The organism is Streptomyces sp. GB4-14 (genome assembly GCF_022696125.1).
Taxonomy (GTDB): Bacteria; Actinomycetota; Actinomycetes; order Streptomycetales; family Streptomycetaceae; genus Streptomyces; species Streptomyces werraensis.
In genome coordinates this window covers 964138-980318 of the sequence record NZ_RZHO01000002.1, presented here as the reverse complement: position 1 = coordinate 980318, position 16181 = coordinate 964138, and the positions used below count along the sequence as shown (strand labels likewise).

Sequence of the window (16181 nt, the reverse complement as noted above, 5' to 3'; positions counted from 1 at the left end):
AGCCCTCGCATGGGTCTCCTCCAGTTGCCGGTGGGGGTCGCGCGGGGTGGGGGTCCGGGCATCGGGGGCGAGCCCCGACGTGCCCGAGCGATCGGCACGTGTCACACGCTAGAACCGGGCCAGGGGCGGTCCCAATGAGGGAACCCCCTAGGGGGAGTCGGACAGGGAAAACCCTCGGTCGCCGGGGACCGGACCAGCCGGTTTCCGGTCACGTCGGCCGATTGAGGCGCCCTCGAAGGCCCGCCACGAGCGCGGCACGGCGCGAGCGCGGCATCCATCGTGGCACGCGTCACGACGCCCCGTGACCCGGGTCACCTACGGCGCCCGGCGCCCCGCCGCGAGCCGCACGATGTCCACGCGGGAGCGTATGCCCAGCTTGCGGTAGACCCGGGTGAGCGTCGCCTCGACGGTCTTGACGCTGATGAACAGGCGCCCGGCTATCTCCCGGTTGGTGGCGCCCTCCATGACCAGCGCCGCGACCTGACGCTCCATCGAGGCCAGCCCGTCCAGCGCGGCCGGTGTCGCCGAGGGCGCCGGGTCGGCCTCCGCCGGGCCGGCCGCCACGGCCTCGTCGACCTGCCGCAGCCACGGCAGCGCACGGCACCGCCGGAACAGCCGCGCCGCCTCGTCGTACCCGGCGGGTCCCGGACCGCGGGAGCGCAGCCGGGCCCGCGCGAAGGCGGCCCGCGCCTCCTCCAGGCCGTAGCCCAGCTTGGCCAACCGTTCCTGCGCCGACGTCAACTGGGCGACCGCGGCCTGGTGTTCGCCGCGCGCCGCGCGCACCAGCGCCTCCGCTCGGTCGAGCACCGCGAGCACGCTCGCGCGGTTCAGCCGCAGCGCGTGCACCCGGGTGACGTTGATCAGCTCCTGCGCCTCGCCGGGCTCGCCGATCCGCACCAGGGCCTCGGCGAGGTCGCCCTGCCAGCGGCCGCGCGCCGGGTCGGTGATGCCCATGCCCTGCTCCAGCTCGCGCACCCGGCGCAGCGAGCGCACCGCGGCCTGCGCGTCCCCGGACACGAGCTGGGCGTACCCCAGGGCCGCCAGGGCGAGGGACAGGTACAGCTGGTCGCCGTCCACCTCGGCGTGGTCGGCGGACTCGCGGGCCAGGGCCAGCGCCCGGTCCACGTCCCCTCCGGACGCCTCGGCGACGGAGGCGAGCATCGCGGACGCGCTCTCCCCGATGCCCGAGTCGCGGGCCAGCCGCAGGCTCTCCCCGGCCAGGTCCAGGGCGCGCCCGCAGTGCCCGAAGCGCAGTTCGGTGTCGGCGAGGAGCCGGGAGAAGTGCACCTCGCTCTCGACCATGCCGCGCCGCCGCGCCTCCCGCAGCAGCGCCGTGATGGCCGTACGGGCCTCGGGGAGCTGGTCGCTCATCAGCAGCCAGCGGAACCGGGACATCGCGGCGCCGTTGTGGTGGCTGGAGACGTCGGGATCCTGGGGCTCCTGGAGGGCGCGCCGGATCGTGGCGGGGGCGTCAGGGTGGCCCATCAGGGTCTCGGTGGACGACTGGAAGGCCAGCGCCATCAGCTCGGTGCGCCGGTCGCCGCCGCGGGCGGCGAGCTCCGCCGCGTGCGCGGCCTCCTGCCGGGACTTCGCGAAGTCCCCGTTGACGACGACCTCCCGCCAGGCGAGCTGGTAGTGGACCAGGGCGAGCAGCCGGGGGTCGTCCCCGGCGTCGGCGAGCACCTGCGGGAAGACGGCGTCGACCTCGCCGAGCGCCTGCCCGGCCGCCTCGATGACGACCATCCACGCCCGGACCCGCTCGGCCGGCACGGTGGCCCGGGTCAGCACCTCGCGGGCGATGTCCCGCGCGAGGTCGACCTCGCCGGCGGTGATGGCGTCCTCCGCGGCCTGGAGCCGCCGCTCGTCGGGGGCGGGCGCGGAGTCGGCGGGGGTGTGCCGGGCGGCGAGCAGTCCGAGGGAGGCGGCGACCGACGGCGCGCCCCGGTCGCGGGCCATCGCGGCGGCCTCGGCCAGCCGGGCCGCGACCTCCGGGTCGGGTCCGGTGGAGGCGAGCGCCAGGTGCCGGGCGCGTTCGATCGGGTCGGAGGCGGCCGTGGACAGCGCGGTGTGGGCGGCGCGCCGCTCGTGGGCGGGGGCCTCCGCGTAGAGGGCGGCGGAGATCAGCGGGTGCGTGAAGCGCAGCGCCGGGTCCTCGGGGTCGGTGATGAGCAGCCCGAGGGAGGCCGCCTGGGCGGTCTCGGCCTCCGCGTTGTCCCGGCCGGCCGCGTGCAGCAGGGCGAGGGTGGGGCGGGCGCCGGCGCTGGCCACCAGCAGGGTGCGGCGGGCCTCGTCGGAGAGCATCTCCAGGCGGCTGAGGACCAGCGCCCGCAGTGAGGTCGGCACCGGGAGCGGCTCGCCCGGCCGTGGCCGGGTGGGGCTCTCCGCGAGGGCACGGCCCAGCTCAAGGGCGAACAGCGGATTGCCGCCGCTGGTGCGGTGGATGTCACGGACGGTGGAGCGGGACAGGGTGGTGTAGCCGCGGTGGTCGAGCAGCGCGGACACCTGGGTGCGGGAGAACGGGCCCAGCCGCACGGCCAGCGTGTCCGGCGGGCAGGCGCGCAGATGACGGTCGTACTCCTCGTCCTCCGTGCGCACCGCGCACAGCATGCGCACCGGGCTGTCGCCCAGACGGCGGGCGGCGAAGCCGAGCAGTTCGGCGCTGGCCGGGTCGAGCCACTGGAGGTCGTCGGCGACGACCAGGACGGGCCCCTCGGCGGACAGCGCGCGCAACGTGGACAGCACCGCGAGCCGCAGCGCCAGGCCGTCCCGCTGGAGGGTGGACTCGCCGCGTCCGGTGAGCGCCGACTCCAGGGCGGTGCGCTGGGCGGCGGGCAGCCGGGGGGCCACCTCGTCCAGCACCAGACCGAACAGGTCGGCCAGCGCGAGGAACGGGAGATGGGATTCGGACTCCGTGGCCGAGCAGCGCAACACGCGCGACGTCGCCGCGGCGTTTTCCGCCGCAAGTGCCCGCAGCACGGTCGATTTTCCTATTCCGGCGGGGCCGTGCAGGAGCACGCTGCCGCCGCGCGCGAGCTGCGCCCTGGCGTCGGCGAACAGCTCCTCCCGGCCGATGACCAGGTCGGGGCGGTACCTGGCAGGCTCCTTGTCGTCCCGTCGCACGGTCACCGCTCCCCTCCGTGTGGCGTGTCCTGGCCAATATTAGGCAACAGGGTCCTCAATTCCGGCGGACGGTGTAGTGAGGTAAATGACAACGTTCCGATCAACTGCTAATCAAAGGTGCACTCGTGCTATTGCCGTCCGTGGGAGAACACCGCAAATCTACGGCAACCACCCGGCCCTGCGGGCGGCGACCACCGCCTCGCCCCGGGTCCCGGCCCCCAGCTTCCGCATCGCGGACCGCAGATACGCCTTGACCGTTTCGGTCGTCAGCCCCAGCCGGGCGGCCGCCGCCGCGTTCGTCGCCCCCGCCGCGACACAGGCCAGCACGTCCACCTCCCGGGGCGCGAGCCGCACCGCACCGGACGGCGTCTCCCGCGCGGTGAGCAGGGCGCACGCGTCCAGCAGCTCCGCCCGCAGCGCCGGGTCGGTGATCCGCGGGGCCAGCGCCCGCAGCGCCGCGTGCGCCTCCCGCACCCGCTCCCGCCGGGCGCCGGCGCCGGGCTCCCGCCACGGGCCCGCTCCCGGCTCCGGCGCCGGATCGGCGGCGGCCAGCAGCTCCGCCGCCTCCTCCCGCACCAGCAGCGCCTGCTCCACGTCCCGCGCGACCTGCACCGCCTCCCCGAGCGTGCGGTCGCCGAGCGGCCGTGCGGTGCGCAGCGCGCCGTACAGCACCGCCCGCACCCTCCGCCGCACGACGACCGGCACGGCCACCACGGAGCGCAGGCCCTCGGCGGCGACGGGGGCGTCGTACTCGTGGCTGATCTGGCGGGAGACGGAGTAGTCCGTCACCGCGCACGGCCGGGCCAGCGCGACCGCCTTGCCGCCCAGGCCGTTGCCCGGGGTCACCGCGAGCGAGCTGAGCGCCGGGGTGGCGGTGCCGCTCAGCTCGCTGATCCGCACCTGCCGGCGCCCCGGCTCCACCAGCCCGCCGAACGCCACCGGCAGTCCCGTCGTACGCCGCAGCCGGGCCAGCGCACCCCGGATCTCCACCGTCCCGCCCGTCCTCGTCGGGTCTGCTGTCACCTGTTCGCCCCTTCACCGCGGCCCGTGTGCGGGCGCACACCCCCGTTCGGGGGTAGTGAGACCTGCATCACGGATTACACGATGGCGGTGAGCCGCCCGGCAAGGTCCGGCACCGAGGAGGACGCATGACGACGGCGACGGAGCAGTTCCGCAGGGCCCGGGACTTCCTGCTGGAACACCGTGAGGACTACGCCACCGCCTACCGGGACTTCGTCTGGCCCCGGCCCGAGCGCTTCAACTGGGCCCTCGACTGGTTCGACGAGATCGCCGACGGCAACGACCGCACGGCCCTTCACCTGGTGGAGGAGGACGGCGGCGGGACGCGCCTGTCCTTCGCCGAACTGTCGCGCCGCTCCGACCGGGTCGCGAACTGGCTGCGGGAGCGGGGCGTGGCCGCCGAGGACCGGGTGCTGGTGATGCTCGGCAACCAGGCCGAGCTGTGGGAGACCGCGCTGGCCGCGATGAAGCTGCGCGCCGTGGTCATCCCCGCCACCCCGCTCCTGGGCCCCGCCGACCTGCGCGACCGCGTCGACCGCGGCCGGGTCCGCCATGTGATCGTACGCTCCGCCGACGCCGCGAAGTTCGACGAGGTGCCCGGCGACTACACCCGCATCGCGGTGGGGGAGGAGCCCGGCGGCGCCTGGCTGCCGTACGCCGACGCGTACGGCGCGTCCGACGCGTTCGCCGCCGACGGGCCGACCCTCGCCGACGACCCGCTGATGCTGTACTTCACCTCGGGCACCACCGCCCGCCCCAAGCTGGTCGAGCACACCCACACCTCGTACCCGATCGGGCATCTGGCGACCATGTACTGGATCGGCCTGCGCCCCGGTGACGTGCACCTCAACATCTCCTCGCCTGGCTGGGCCAAGCACGCCTGGTCGAACCTCTTCGCCCCCTGGAACGCCGAGGCGACCGTCTTCCTGCACAACTACACCCGCTTCGACGCGCCCCGTCTGATGGCCGAGATGGACAAGGCGGGTGTCACCACCTTCTGCGCCCCGCCGACGGTGTGGCGCATGCTCATCCAGTCCGACCTGGGCCGGCTGAGCACCCCGCCCCGCGAGGTCGTCGCCGCGGGCGAGCCCCTCAACCCGGAGGTCATCGAACAGGTGCGGCGCGCCTGGGGCGTCACCATCCGGGACGGCTTCGGGCAGACCGAGACCGCCGTGCAGGTGTCCAACAGCCCCGGCCAGGTCCTCAAGACCGGTTCCATGGGCCGCCCCAGCCCCGGCTACCGCGTCGAGCTCCTCGACCCCGTTTCCGGCGCGCCCGGCGCCACCGAGGGCGAGATCGCGCTCGACCTGTCCGAGCGGCCCGTCGGCCTGATGACGGGCTACCACGGCGACCCCGACCGCACGGCGGAGGCGATGGCCGGCGGCTACTACCGCACCGGCGACATCGGCTCCCGCGACGAGGACGGCTACATCACCTACGTCGGGCGCGCGGACGACGTGTTCAAGGCGTCCGACTACAAGATCTCCCCGTTCGAGCTGGAGAGCGCGCTGCTGGAGCACGAGGCGGTCGCCGAGGCGGCCGTGGTGCCCGCGCCGGACGAGCTGCGGCTGGCCGTGCCGAAGGCGTACGTCGTGCTCGCCGACGGCTGGGAGCCCGGCCCCGACACGGCGAAGGTCCTCTTCGAGCACTCCCGCGAGGTGCTCGCCCCCTACAAGCGCATCCGCCGCCTGGAGTTCGGCGAGCTGCCCAAGACCGTCTCCGGCAAGATCCGCCGCATCGAACTGCGTGAGGCGACGGCGGCCGGCTCGACCGCCGAGTACCGCGAGGAGGACTTCCGGTGACCGGACTCTCCTACAGCCACGGCACCGGCGCCACGGCCCTGCTCGGCGACACCATCGGCGCCAACCTGGACCGCACCGTCGCCGCCTGGCCCGACCGTGAGGCGCTCGTCGACGTGCCGTCAGGCCGCCGCTGGACCTACGCCGAATTCGCCGCACAGGTCGACGAGTTGGCGTCCGCGCTGCTCAACTCCGGTGTCGCCGAGGGAGACCGGGTCGGCATCTGGGCGGTCAACTGCCCCGAGTGGGTGTTCACGCAGTACGCCACCGCCCGCATCGGCGCGATCATGGTGAACATCAACCCGGCCTACCGCACGCACGAGGTGGAGTACGTCCTCAAGCAGTCCGGCATCCGCCTGCTCGTCGCCTCCGAAAGCCACAAGACGAGCGACTACCGGGCGATGGCGGAGGAGGTGCGCGGCAGATGCCCCGAGCTGCGTGAGGTGGTGTACATCGGCGACCCGACCTGGGACGCGCTGATCGCCCGCGCCACCCCGGACCCCGTGTACCCGGAGCTGTCCTGCGACGACCCCGTCAACATCCAGTACACCTCGGGCACCACCGGCTTCCCCAAGGGCGCCACCCTCTCCCACCACAACATCCTCAACAACGGCTACTTCGTGGGGGAGTCGATCGCCTACAGCGAGCAGGACCGGGTGTGCATCCCGGTGCCGTTCTACCACTGCTTCGGCATGGTCATGGGCAACCTCGCGGCCACCTCGCACGGCGCCTGCATGGTCATCCCCGCCGCGTCCTTCGACCCGGCGGCCACCTTGCGCGCGGTCCAGCAGGAGCGCTGCACCTCGCTGTACGGGGTGCCGACGATGTTCATCGCCGAGCTGAACCTGCCCGACTTCGCCTCCTACGACCTCACCTCGCTGCGCACCGGCATCATGGCGGGCTCGCCCTGCCCGGTGGAGGTGATGAAGCGGGTGGTCGCCGAGATGCACATGGAGCAGGTCTCCATCTGCTACGGCATGACGGAGACCTCCCCGGTGTCCCTCCAGACCCGCATGGAGGACGACCTGGAGCACCGCACCGGCACCGTCGGCCGCGTCCTGCCGCACATCGAGGTGAAGGTCGTCGACCCGGCCACCGGTGTCACCGTCCCGCGCGGCACGTCCGGCGAACTGTGCACCCGGGGCTACAGCGTGATGCTCGGCTACTGGAACGAGCCGGAGAAGACCGCCGAGGCGATCGACCGGGGCCGCTGGATGCACACCGGAGACCTGGCGATGATGCGGGACGACGGCTACGTGGAGATCGTCGGCCGCATCAAGGACATGATCATCCGGGGTGGCGAGAACATCTACCCGCGCGAGATCGAGGAGTTCCTCCACGGCCACCCGAAGGTCGCGGACGTCCAGGTCGTCGGGGTCCCGCACGAGCGCTACGGCGAGGAGGTCCTCGCCTGCGTCATCCCCCGCGACCCGGCCGACCCGCTCACCCTGGAGGAGCTGCGGACGTACTGCGACGGCCGCCTGGCCCACTACAAGGTGCCGAGCCGCCTGGAACTCCTGGAGACCTTTCCGATGACGGTCTCGGGCAAGGTCCGCAAGATCGAGCTCCGGGAGAGGTACACGACGGGCTGAGCCCCGTTCAGCCCACCGCTCGCCGGTAGACCTGCCGGGAGCCGCCCTCCGGCCCCGGAGCGGCGGCCTCGGCGGGGACGAAGCCGAGCCGTTCGTAGAAGACGCGGGCGCCGCTGACATGGGCACCGGGATGGTCCGGGCCGAAGGTGACCACCTCGATCTCGCCGGGACCGCGCACCCAGCGGCGTACCGCCTCCTCGATCAGCGCGCGTCCGACGCCCGTGCCGCGGGCGCGGCTGGAGACGACGAGCCAGTGCACGTGATACGTCGGCCCCTCCGTCCCGAACAGCAGCCCGCCGAGGAGGCGGGTCCCGCAGGACGGGGCGACGAGAGCCGCGTGGCCGTCCCGGCCGGCGATGTGCCGGCGCACCGCGTCATGGAAACCGGGCTCCTCCACCATGGGCCCGAACCACTGCTCCACCTGCGCCGCCAGGCCGAGGAATCCGGGAAGGTCGTGCGCGCGTGCCTGCCTGATCGTCATCGGGACGGACCGCCGGACGTCGTGTCGTCGCGCGGCAGTTCCAGTCGCATGCACACGCGGGGCCAGTGGTCGAGTCCGTGGGCGCTCTCCTCGGCGCGGATGCGGTGGAGGCCCGGGGTGAGCTCGCATGCGGCCAGGGTGCGGAAGCCGAGGCGGGCGTAGTACGGGGCGTTCCACGGGACGTCGGCGAACGTGGTGAGGGTGAGGGCGGTCCAGCCCTCCTCGCGGGCGTGGCGTGCGGCGTGGGCGAGCAGGGCGCGGCCCACGCCGCGGCGGGCCGCGTCCGGGTGCACGGACACCTGCTCCACGTGGAGCGCGCCGTCCACCGGCTCGGCGATCAGATAGCCGACGGGCCGGCCGTCGCCCTCGCCGTCCTCTTCTGCCGCGATCCAGCAGCGGCCGGCCTTCCGGTAGCGCTCCAGTTCGTCCAGGGCGGGAGGGTCGTCGTCGGCGATCTCCGGCATGCCGAGGTCGCGGAACGGCGCGCCGGCCGTGCGTTCGACGTCCTGGAGGGCGGGCAGGTCGGCGGGGGCGGCGGGGCGGATGCGCATCCGACGAGTATCGGGCCCGTCCGCCGCACGCGTCGCCCGAGTTTCAGGACGCGTCCGCGTCCAGCGCCACGGCCGGGGCGTTCTGGGGGCGGGCGGCGCCCGAGGCGTCGAGGACGAACAGCGGGACGTCGAGGGCGTCGGCGCGGACGCGGGCCTCGGCGGTGTAGCCGGAGAGGGAGAAGTACAGGCAGGCCGCGGACTCGGTCATGGCGGTCAGCCACAGGCACTCCACGTCCCGCGGGGTCGCGCGCCGCGGCGACGGGTCGAGCTGGGCCAGCACGCCCCGGCCGGCCAGTCCGATGCCGGACGTCGGCCGCTGGTCCGCGCGCCGGATGTCGTCGTGGCCGAGGCGGCGCAGATACAGCACCGCCGCCGTGACCGCGTCGCGCGCGGTGCGGATCGGCACGGCGGGGCCGGCCGGCCGCCCCGGCCCCTCGCCGGCCGGCGCCTCCGCGCGCTCGCCCGTGACCGGGATGCGCAGCAGCGTCCCGCAGGGGCAGCCCAGTTCGGGATGCGGCCACTCGTCGTGCGTGCCGCAGCTGCCGCACCGCACGGTCACCCATTCCTCGCTCCAGGAGCGATGCCCGACGGCGGCCGGCACCCGGTCGGGGTCCAGCGGCGCGGCGACGGGCGCACCGCAGACGCAGGGGTAGGCCGGGACCGTGTAGCGGTGCGAGCGCCGACAGGCGGGACAGCGCACCGGGAGGCTCTCGGACATGGGTCCACTCCGTTGTTCTCGAGGCGGGTACATCGTCCTCCTCCGGCCCGCCGATGTCCGGTACTTGCGGCTCTCTTGACGGCCTCCTCCCACCGCTTCTACATTCATTCCAGATAGCAGAAACAATATTCCACTATGTGGAATAGGTGGAGCGGCTCACCGCGGGGCGCGACGGGCGTGCGAATCCGAGAAGCCGAAACAGGAGTACTCCATGGCTCGAATGACGGCTGCCCGAGCGGCGGTCGAGATCCTCAAGCGTGAGGGCGTCGACGTCGCGTTCGGTGTCCCCGGCGCGGCGATCAACCCGTTCTACGCGGCGCTCAAGGCGTCCGGCGGCATCGGCCACACCCTCGCCCGCCATGTCGAGGGCGCCTCCCACATGGCCGAGGGCTACACCCGCACCCACCCCGGCAACATCGGCGTGTGCGTCGGCACGTCGGGTCCGGCCGGCACCGACATGATCACCGGCCTGTACTCGGCGTCAGGCGACTCCGTCCCGATCCTCTGCATCACCGGGCAGGCGCCGACCGCGGTGATCCACAAGGAGGACTTCCAGGCCGTCGACATCGCGTCCATCGCCCGGCCGGTCACCAAGATGGCGGTGACCGTGCTGGAGGCCGCGCAGGTCCCCGGCGTGTTCCAGCAGGCGTTCCACCTGATGCGCTCGGGCCGTCCAGGGCCCGTGCTGATCGACCTGCCGATCGATGTGCAGCTCACGGAGATCGAGTTCGACCCCGACACGTACGAGCCGCTCCCCGTCTACAAGCCCGTCGCGACCCGCGCGCAGATCGAGAAGGCGCTCGGCATGCTGAACGCCGCCGAGCGGCCGCTGATCGTCGCGGGCGGCGGGGTCGTGAACGCCGACGCGGCCGGCCTGCTGGTGCGGTTCGCGGAACTGACCGGCACGCCCGTCGTGCCGACGCTGATGGGCTGGGGCGTCATCCCCGACGACCACGAACTCAACGCCGGCATGGTCGGGTTGCAGACCTCGCACCGCTACGGCAACGCGACCTTCCTGGAGTCCGACTTCGTCCTCGGCATCGGCAACCGCTGGGCCAACCGCCACACCGGACGCCTCGACGTCTACACCGCCGGCCGCACCTTCGTGCACGTCGACGTCGAACCCACCCAGATCGGCCGCATCTTCGCCCCCGACTACGGCATCGCCTCCGACGCGCGCGCCGCGCTGGAACTCTTCGTCGAGGTCGCCGAGGAGATGCGGGCCGAGGGCCGCCTCCCCGACCGCACGGCCTGGGCGGCCTCCGCGCGAGAACGTCGCGCCACGCTGCAGCGCCGTACGCACTTCGAGGACGTGCCGATGAAACCGCAGCGGGTCTACGAGGAGATGAACAAGGCCTTCGGGCCCGAGACGCGGTACGTCACCACCATCGGCCTCTCCCAGATCGCGGGCGCGCAGATGCTGCACGTCTACCGGCCGCGCCACTGGATCAACTGCGGCCAGGCAGGCCCCCTCGGCTGGACCGTCCCGGCGGCGCTGGGCGTGGCCAAGGCCGACCCGGAGGCCCAGGTCGTCGCCCTCTCCGGCGACTACGACTTCCAGTTCATGATCGAGGAACTGGCGGTCGGCGCACAGCACCGCATCCCCTACGTCCACGTCCTCGTCAACAACGCCTACCTGGGCCTGATCCGCCAGGCGCAGCGCGCCTTCGACATCGACTTCCAGGTCAACCTGGAGTTCGAGAACATCAACACGCCCGAACTGGGCGTCTACGGCGTCGACCACGTCAAGGTCGCGGAGGGACTGGGCTGCAAGGCGATCCGCGTCACCGACCCGGACGAACTGGGCGCGGCCTTCGAGCAGGCGAAGAAGCTGGCGGCGGAACACCGCGTCCCGGTGATCGTGGAGGCGATCCTGGAACGCGTCACCAACATCGCCATGTCGACCACCAACGACATAAGCGACGTGGTCGAGTTCGAACCCGTCGCGACGGAACCGGGCCACGCGCCGACGGCGGTCCGGCCGCTGCGGCTCTGACAACGCGCGACCGGGCCAGGGCGCACGCCGCTGCCCCTGGTCCTGTCGGCGGCCTCCCGCACGTGTCCGCAGTGGACGGGAGCCGGACAACGAGTCGTGAGCGTCCCGGCGTGCCGACCGATGACACGGGCGGACGTCGGGTACTCACGAGACCATGACAGAGGTCGTTCAGGCGGGCCTGTGGGGTCTCGTGGCGGGTTCGGCGCTGCTCGTCGGGGCGGTGGTGGGCTTCGCGGCGCGGGTGCCGCAGAAGGTGATCGCGACGGTGATGGCGTTCGGGGCGGGGGTGCTGCTCTCGGCGGTGAGTTTCGAGCTGGTCGGGGAGGCCTACGAGCAGGGCGGGTTGGCCCCGGCGGCGATCGGCACGCTGGCGGGTGCCGTGCTCTACACCGCGGGCAATGTGTGGCTGGCCCGACGCGGCGCCCGTCACCGCAAGCGCTCCGGTCACCACGAGAGCCAGGTCCAGCCCTCCGAGGAGCAGCAGAACGGTTCGGGCCTCGCGCTGGCCTTCGGGGCGCTGCTGGACGGTGTCCCGGAGTCGGCGGTCATCGGCGTGAGTCTGCTCGACGGCGGAGCGGTGAGCCTGGTGACCGTGGCGGCGGTGTTCATCAGCAATGTCCCCGAGGGGCTGTCCAGTTCCGCGGGGATGAAGAAGGCCGGCCGCGGCAAGGGGTACGTCTTCGGGGTGTGGGGGGCCATCGCCGCGGCGAGTACCGTTGCCGCGGTCCTGGGCTACACCGTGGTCGGCGGCTTCTCCCCGGCCGTGATCGCCGGTGTGACCGCCGTCGCGGCCGGAGCGATTCTCGCGATGATCGCGGACACGATGATTCCGGAGGCGTTCCAGGACGCTCACCTGGCCATCGGCCTGGTCACCGTGTGCGGCTTCCTGGTCTCCTTCGCCCTCTCCCACACCTGAGGAGTGTGCCGGTCACCGTCTCGGCGTCTCAGTTCCCCCCGCCCCCGCCGCAGCCCCCTCCGCCCCCGCAACCGCCGCCACCCCCGCAGCCCGCCGCGCCGCCGCAGTAGTAGGGGCCCGAGTAGCCGCCGCCGGAGGTGCCGGAGGCGCCGGAGAAGGGCCCCAGGGCGCGCTTGTGGCGGAGGCGGACGCGTGCGGTGAGGCCCGCGCGGAGGGCGAAGCGAGGGACGACCACACGCAGGGCCGCCTGGCCGTGCAGGGCGACGGCCAGAAGTTTCTCCTCGTCGGAGAGGCCGGCCCGGCTTGCCGGGACGGGACACTCGGTGCGCAGCACGTGCAGGCGACGGCGTGCCGCCCGCGTCGTACCCAGCGCCGGCGGACTCACCATGCCCGTCTCCGCCAGCCCGGTCTTCAGCGTGTCCACCGCCCACCGGACATCCGGGTCGCGCAGCAACTCCCGTACGTCGCACGGCTCGTGCAGCCGTCGGTACACCGCGCTCTCCAGGTACGGCACCCGCAGCTCCGCCGGGACGTCGTCCTCCGGCGCGGGCAGCGGCGGCAGCGTGCGCCCCGCCTCGTTGTCGACCGCCACCAGCGTGCCCCGTGAGCCCGGCTCGACTGCGCCGCGCACATGAAGGGCGACGACGGCCACGATGACGGCGGCGCGCGGCCCCCCGGCCAGCAGGGCGATCTCGTGCGGCGTCTCCCGGACGCCCGCGGTGTCGGCCATGACAGGCACCCCCTCGGACAGGGGGCCCGCCGCCCCCGTGCCGGCGGGCCCCGTGTGCGGGGATGGTTCCGCGCGCAAGGCCCGCCGAAGCCTCGGGAGGCGGTGTTCAGAGGTTCGTTTGAGGGTGCCGTAGCCCGCCTACGGACGTTGGCGTACGGCCGCCTCTCACGGCTCGTGGTGTTCGGACAGTCCCGGCCAGTCGTCCGGGCCGCCGCCCTGCCACTCGATGAAGTCCGCGTCCTCGACGTCGGTGACGTACAGGTCGGCCAGGCGCAGGATCTCGCCCACGTCGTCGGTGTGGGTGGCGACGCCCAGCGTCTCGTCGTCGGAGGTGACCCGCCGGGAGCCGTCCAGGGCGGGCGCGTGGACCACGATGTGCGGATGCTCCGTCGGATGTGCCATGCCCCCAGGCTGCTGCGGACCGGGCGGATCCGCACGCCGGGACCGGATCGCACGGCGGGAGGGTGGGCTCGGGACCGCGGCGGCGGCGACGGCCGCGGGACGTCTCCCCTCAGGTCGTAGGAGACGGGCCGCGGCGTTCACCACCGCACTGGCTCGCGCGCCGCCGCGGCGCCCTCGCCCCGCCCGCATCGCCGCCGTGCCGTTCGGCCACCCCTCGTCCGGGCCGTACGGCGTGGCGGTGCGGGCCGTGGGTTCCGGGCGGCGCCGCCGCCTTGGGCGCGACGGGACTGATGTCGGCGCCGGCGCCACCCGGGGTCTCGCAGACGCGGCAGGGATCAGACCCGCGCGCCGGACAGCCGCTCGACGGCCCGCAGCAGCGCGGAATGGTCGAGCCCGCCGTCGCCCTGGGCGCGCAGGCTCGCCACCAGCTGGGCGACGACGGCGCCGACGGGCAGCGTGGCGCCCACGTTCCGGGCGGCGTCGGTGACGATGCCCATGTCCTTGTGGTGCAGGTCGATCCGGAAGCCGGGCTTGAAGTCCCGCTTCAGGAAGTTGTCCTTCTTGCGGGCCAGCACGGTCGAGCCGGCCAGCCCGCCGCCCAGGACGTCCAGCGCGGCCGCGAGGTCGACGCCGGACTTCTCCAGGAAGACCACGGCCTCCGCGCACGCCTGGATGTTCACGGCGACGATCAGCTGGTTGGCGGCCTTCACCGTCTGCCCGGAGCCGTGCGGACCGCACCGCACGATCGTCTTCCCCAGCGCCTCGAACAGCGGCTTCGCCTCGTCGAAGTCGGCCTGGTCGCCGCCGACCATGATGGACAGCACCGCCTCGACCGCCCCGGCCTCGCCGCCGGACACCGGGGCGTCGAGCACCCGGATGCCCTTCTCCTTCGCGGCGGCGGCCAGGTCGACGGAGGTCTGCGGGGTGATCGAGGACATGTCGATCAGCAGGGCGCCGCGCCGGGCGTTCTCCAGGATGCCGTCGGGGCCGTACGCGACGGCCTCGACCTGCGGGGAGGCGGGGACCATCGTGACGATCACGTCCGCGTCCCGCACCGCCTCGGCGACGGAGGAGGCGGCGGTGCCGCCCGCGGCGGCCAGCCGGTCCAGCTTGTCCCGCTCCAGGGTGTGGCCGGTGACGTCGTAGCCCGCCTTGACCAGGTTCTCGGACATGGGGGAGCCCATGATGCCGAGACCGATCCAGGCGACCTTGGGAAGGGTGCTCATGGGGGTGCCTCTCGGTACGACTCGGTACGTTTCGGAAAGGTGCGCGCCGACCGCGCGACGCCTCAGCGGGCCTCCTGCGGCAGCCAGTCGAAGGCCTTCGCGCTCGGGCCGTCGCCGGGCTTGTACTCCAGGCCGACCCGGCCGTCGTAACCGGCCTTGCGCAGCCGGTCCAGCAGGTCCTCCAGCGGGAGCGACCCGGTGCCGGGCGCGCCGCGTCCGGGACTGTCGGCGATCTGCACATGCCCGGTGCGGTCCGCGAAGCGGTCGATGACCGCCGGCAGGTCCTCGCCGTTCATGGCCAGGTGGTACAGGTCCATCAGGAAGCGCGCGTTGTCCAGCCCCGTGGCCGCGTTGACCCGGTCGACGACGCCGGCGGCGGCCGGCGCCGACACCAGCGGGTACCGCGGAGACTCGGGCCGGTTCAGCGCCTCGATCAGCAGGACCGCGCCGATCCGGTCGGCGGCCCGCGCGGCGAGGACGAGGTTCTCCAGCGCGAGAGCGTCCTGCTCGGCCGGGTCCACCCCGTCGACCCGGTTGCCGTACAGCGCGTTCAGCGCGCGGCAGCCGAGCGACTCGGCGAAACCGGCCGCGACCTCGACGTTCTCCCGGAAGCGGGCCGACTCCTCGCCCGGCACGGACAGGGCGCCCCGGTCGGGGCCCGGCAGCTGCCCGGCGTAGAAGTTCAGGCCGGTGAGCCGCACCCCCGCGTCCTCGATCGCCGTGCGCAGCGCGTCCAGCTCCGAGCGCGGCGGCACGGGTGAGTCCACCCACGGCCACCACAGCTCGACCGCGCCGAAACCGGCCTCGGCGGCGGCCGCCGGGCGCCGAAGGAGCGGGAGCTCGGTGAAGAGGATCGACAGGTTGACGGTGAAGCGCTGGTCTGCGAATCCCATGGGGCCGCGCTCCCTTCCCTCAGTTTTTCCGTATTGCGGAATAAGCTTTCTGCTTACTGGAAGATTGCCCGCACCGGTGAAGAGCTGTCAAGGGGTCGGTAGGTTGACCCCGTGCGATTGCGAGTGGAGTTCACGACCGAGCCCTTCGACCTCGACGAGGCGCCCGAGCACGCCGTGGTGGCGCGCGAGGTCATCGAGACGGCCGACCTGGACGAGGTGGACGTCGGGCCGTTCGGCAACACCGCCGAGGGCGGCGCCGACGCGGTGCTGTCCGCCGTGGACGCCCTGCTGCGCCGCACCCTGGCCGCCGGCGCCACCCGCGTCTCTCTCCAGGTCAACGTGGTCGAGGAGGGCGGCCGGTGAGCGGGACCGGTCAGGGCGCCTTCATCCAGGCCGTGAAGCCGCTGGTCGACGCGATGGGCGGGGAGATGGTCCCGCCGGACGAGGCCGGCCCCGACGACGTGGTGCTCACCTGGGAGGGCGCCGCCGCCGTCGCCGTACGGCTGCCGCAGCTCGCCGACTCCCTCGACCACATCCTGGCCGCGCTGGAGCGGCGCAAGGGCATGCCGCTGGCGGAGCTGGACCGCAAGGCGAAGCAGGAGATCGTACGCAGTCTGGAGGCGCGCGGGGCGTTCGCCGTGCGGCACGGCGTGGAGACGGTGGCGAGCGCGCTCGGTGTCAGCCGCTTCACCGTCTACAACTACCTCAACCGCGAGAAGGGCGTCTGAGCCGAGCCG

The 16181-nt window shown here is 73.3% G+C and carries 15 protein-coding genes; 6 read left to right on the top strand and 9 right to left on the bottom strand.

Annotation, left to right across the window (positions count from 1 at the left end):
- Positions 1-315 precede the first annotated feature (315 nt).
- Positions 316-3126: an ATP-binding protein gene (locus tag ELQ39_RS05725; protein ID WP_190001389.1), complete on the bottom strand. Its 2811-nt coding sequence runs from the start codon at positions 3124-3126 to the stop codon at positions 316-318.
- Between the two features lie 153 nt (positions 3127-3279).
- The gene (locus ELQ39_RS05720; protein ID WP_242595548.1) at positions 3280-4110 is read right to left on the bottom strand and encodes a helix-turn-helix transcriptional regulator; all 831 of its coding nucleotides are present in this window, start codon (positions 4108-4110) and stop codon (positions 3280-3282) included.
- 158 nt (positions 4111-4268) lie between these two features.
- Between ELQ39_RS05720 and ELQ39_RS05715 the strand changes: the two genes are divergently transcribed.
- Positions 4269-5942 carry an AMP-binding protein gene (locus ELQ39_RS05715; protein ID WP_190001390.1) on the top strand — a complete coding sequence of 558 codons (1674 nt, stop codon included), beginning with the start codon at positions 4269-4271 and terminating at the stop codon, positions 5940-5942.
- On the top strand, positions 5939-7531 hold the full coding sequence (locus ELQ39_RS05710) for an AMP-binding protein (RefSeq protein WP_242591230.1): 1593 nt from the start codon (positions 5939-5941) through the stop codon (positions 7529-7531). The genes ELQ39_RS05715 and ELQ39_RS05710 overlap by 4 nt, the downstream gene beginning before the upstream one ends.
- A gap of 7 nt (positions 7532-7538) precedes the next feature.
- On the opposite strand, the gene ELQ39_RS05705 is transcribed toward ELQ39_RS05710, so the two are convergent.
- From ELQ39_RS05705 to ELQ39_RS05695, 3 genes are read right to left on the bottom strand one after another with little or no spacing between them, the layout of a single operon-like run.
- Positions 7539-8012: a GNAT family N-acetyltransferase gene (locus ELQ39_RS05705; protein WP_242591229.1), complete on the bottom strand. Its 474-nt coding sequence runs from the start codon at positions 8010-8012 to the stop codon at positions 7539-7541.
- Positions 8009-8563 carry a GNAT family N-acetyltransferase gene (locus tag ELQ39_RS05700; protein ID WP_242591228.1) on the bottom strand — a complete coding sequence of 185 codons (555 nt, stop codon included), beginning with the start codon at positions 8561-8563 and terminating at the stop codon, positions 8009-8011. The genes ELQ39_RS05705 and ELQ39_RS05700 overlap by 4 nt, the downstream gene beginning before the upstream one ends.
- Before the next feature lie 43 nt (positions 8564-8606).
- Positions 8607-9281: a hypothetical protein gene (locus tag ELQ39_RS05695; RefSeq protein ID WP_242591227.1), complete on the bottom strand. Its 675-nt coding sequence runs from the start codon at positions 9279-9281 to the stop codon at positions 8607-8609.
- Positions 9282-9492: 211 nt separating this feature from the next.
- On the opposite strand from ELQ39_RS05695, the gene gcl reads away from it, so the two are divergent.
- Positions 9493-11277 carry a glyoxylate carboligase gene (gene gcl / locus ELQ39_RS05690; protein WP_242591226.1) on the top strand — a complete coding sequence of 595 codons (1785 nt, stop codon included), beginning with the start codon at positions 9493-9495 and terminating at the stop codon, positions 11275-11277.
- A gap of 154 nt (positions 11278-11431) precedes the next feature.
- Complete coding sequence (locus ELQ39_RS05685; protein WP_190001396.1) at positions 11432-12193, top strand: ZIP family metal transporter; 762 nt, start codon at positions 11432-11434, stop codon at positions 12191-12193.
- A gap of 28 nt (positions 12194-12221) precedes the next feature.
- Here ELQ39_RS05685 and ELQ39_RS05680 read toward each other — a convergent pair whose 3' ends face one another.
- From ELQ39_RS05680 to ELQ39_RS05665, 4 genes are all read right to left on the bottom strand, one after another.
- A complete protein-coding gene (locus tag ELQ39_RS05680) occupies positions 12222-12923 on the bottom strand; it encodes a TIGR04222 domain-containing membrane protein (RefSeq protein ID WP_242591225.1) in 702 nt (233 codons plus the stop codon).
- Positions 12924-13088: 165 nt separating this feature from the next.
- Positions 13089-13325, bottom strand: a complete 237-nt coding sequence (locus ELQ39_RS05675) for a hypothetical protein (RefSeq protein ID WP_030869843.1) — start codon at positions 13323-13325, stop codon at positions 13089-13091.
- 335 nt (positions 13326-13660) lie between these two features.
- Positions 13661-14551: a 2-hydroxy-3-oxopropionate reductase gene (locus tag ELQ39_RS05670; RefSeq protein WP_242591224.1), complete on the bottom strand. Its 891-nt coding sequence runs from the start codon at positions 14549-14551 to the stop codon at positions 13661-13663.
- 62 nt (positions 14552-14613) lie between these two features.
- Entirely contained in the window at positions 14614-15444 is an 831-nt protein-coding gene (locus ELQ39_RS05665) for a TIM barrel protein (protein WP_242591223.1), read from the bottom strand.
- A 111-nt stretch (positions 15445-15555) separates the two neighbouring features.
- On the opposite strand from ELQ39_RS05665, the gene ELQ39_RS05660 reads away from it, so the two are divergent.
- Positions 15556-15807 carry a hypothetical protein gene (locus ELQ39_RS05660; protein WP_190001400.1) on the top strand — a complete coding sequence of 84 codons (252 nt, stop codon included), beginning with the start codon at positions 15556-15558 and terminating at the stop codon, positions 15805-15807.
- Positions 15804-16172 (top strand): helix-turn-helix domain-containing protein, encoded by a 369-nt coding sequence (locus ELQ39_RS05655; RefSeq protein ID WP_225628509.1) that lies wholly within the window; start codon positions 15804-15806, stop codon positions 16170-16172. Before ELQ39_RS05660 ends, ELQ39_RS05655 begins: the two co-directional genes overlap by 4 nt.
- The last annotated feature ends 9 nt before the right edge of the window (positions 16173-16181 follow it).

Excerpts from the sequence above, each read along its gene's own strand:
- ELQ39_RS05675 (WP_030869843.1), bottom strand. The coding sequence starts at position 13,325 with ATGGCACATCCGACGGAGCATCCGCACATCGTGGTCCACGCGCCCGCC.
- ELQ39_RS05680 (WP_242591225.1), bottom strand. The coding sequence starts at position 12,923 with ATGGCCGACACCGCGGGCGTCCGGGAGACGCCGCACGAGATCGCCCTG.
- ELQ39_RS05665 (WP_242591223.1), bottom strand. The coding sequence starts at position 15,444 with ATGGGATTCGCAGACCAGCGCTTCACCGTCAACCTGTCGATCCTCTTC.
- ELQ39_RS05705 (WP_242591229.1), bottom strand. The coding sequence starts at position 8,012 with ATGACGATCAGGCAGGCACGCGCGCACGACCTTCCCGGATTCCTCGGC.
- ELQ39_RS05670 (WP_242591224.1), bottom strand. The coding sequence starts at position 14,551 with ATGAGCACCCTTCCCAAGGTCGCCTGGATCGGTCTCGGCATCATGGGC.
- ELQ39_RS05715 (WP_190001390.1), top strand. The coding sequence starts at position 4,269 with ATGACGACGGCGACGGAGCAGTTCCGCAGGGCCCGGGACTTCCTGCTG.
- ELQ39_RS05685 (WP_190001396.1), top strand. The coding sequence starts at position 11,432 with ATGACAGAGGTCGTTCAGGCGGGCCTGTGGGGTCTCGTGGCGGGTTCG.
- ELQ39_RS05695 (WP_242591227.1), bottom strand. The coding sequence starts at position 9,281 with ATGTCCGAGAGCCTCCCGGTGCGCTGTCCCGCCTGTCGGCGCTCGCAC.
- ELQ39_RS05700 (WP_242591228.1), bottom strand. The coding sequence starts at position 8,563 with ATGCGCATCCGCCCCGCCGCCCCCGCCGACCTGCCCGCCCTCCAGGAC.
- gcl (WP_242591226.1), top strand. The coding sequence starts at position 9,493 with ATGGCTCGAATGACGGCTGCCCGAGCGGCGGTCGAGATCCTCAAGCGT.